Origin of the sequence: Ferruginivarius sediminum (genome assembly GCF_003344765.1) — a bacterium.
GTDB lineage: Bacteria > Pseudomonadota > Alphaproteobacteria > Kiloniellales > Rhodovibrionaceae > Ferruginivarius > Ferruginivarius sediminum.
On sequence record NZ_QPMH01000056.1, the window covers coordinates 1 to 1,161 of the forward strand.

At 66.3% G+C, this 1,161-nt stretch carries 1 pseudogene; it reads right to left on the reverse strand.

The window, feature by feature from the left end:
- Positions 1–2: 2 nt before the first annotated feature.
- Positions 3–1,121, reverse strand: a pseudogene (locus DRB17_RS19785) (IS630 family transposase).
- Positions 1,122–1,161 lie beyond the last annotated feature (40 nt).

Consider the following 1,161-nt stretch of genomic DNA (forward strand, 5'->3'; position numbering starts at 1 on the left):
CGCTAGTGGAGCGAACCTAACTTTTGGTGCCCGCGTTTCACGGCTTCGATGATCCGGTCGGGATCGGCGGTCCGAATGAAGGGCTTGGAGGCTTGGTTGTGTTCGGCGACGAAGCGATTGACGGCGGCCTGAAGGTCGACGAGGGAGCGGAGCACGCCGCGCTTCAGTCGGCGCTTGCTGAGCCTGGCGAAGAAGCCTTCCACGGCGTTGAGCCAGGAGCAGGAGGTGGGCACGAAGTGGAAGGTGAAGCGGGGATGGCGGGCAAGCCAGGCGCGGACCTTCGGGTGCTTGTGGGCGGCGTAGTTGTCCAGGATCAGGTGGACGCTCTTGCCGGCGGGGACTTCGCGCTGGATCAGGTTCAGGAAGCGGATGAACTCCTGATGGCGATGGCGCTGCATGTTGCGCCCGATGACGGTGCCGTCGAGCACGTTGAGAGCGGCGAACAGCGTGGTCGTGCCATGCCGCTTGTAGTCGTGGGTCATCGTGCCCGTGCGGCCCTTCTTGAGCGGCAGCCCCGGCTGGGTCCGGTCGAGCGCCTGGATCTGGCTCTTTTCATCGACCGAGAAGACGAGGGCATGGGCCGGCGGGTCCGTGTAGAGGCCGACGACGTCGCGCAGCTTGGTGGCGAACTCGGGATCGTTGGAGAGCTTGGACAGGAAGTCGGCGCGGAGCGCCTAATGCCGGATGCGGTGGGGTTGCTGGCCGTGCTTGCGCCAGATCCGCTGCACCGGACTGACGCTGATTCCGCCAGCCGCGGCCATCATAGTCCCGGTCCAATGGGTTGCCTCCTTCGGCGGCGGCTCGCAGGTCAACACCAGCACCCGGTCGACCACCTCCTGATCGAGCGGCAGGGTGCCCGGCGGGCGCGTCTTGTCGCGCAAGAGCCCGTCCACGCCCTGCTCGGCAAACCGTTCCTGCCAGCGCCAGACGCAGGTCTTGGACTTGCCGGTCTCGCGCATGATCGCGTTGGTGCCGAGGCCGTCGTCGCTGAAGAGCACGATCCGGGCTCGCCAGACATGGTTCTGAGGGGTGTTGCGATCCCGGACGAGCGCCTCAAGGTGACGGCGGTCATCCGGAGAAACCTCGAAGCTGATCCCGCTGCGCGTGGCGTAGACTCGCACACCGCAGCGCCACGGGGAATCCCTCACGGGACTCCACCGT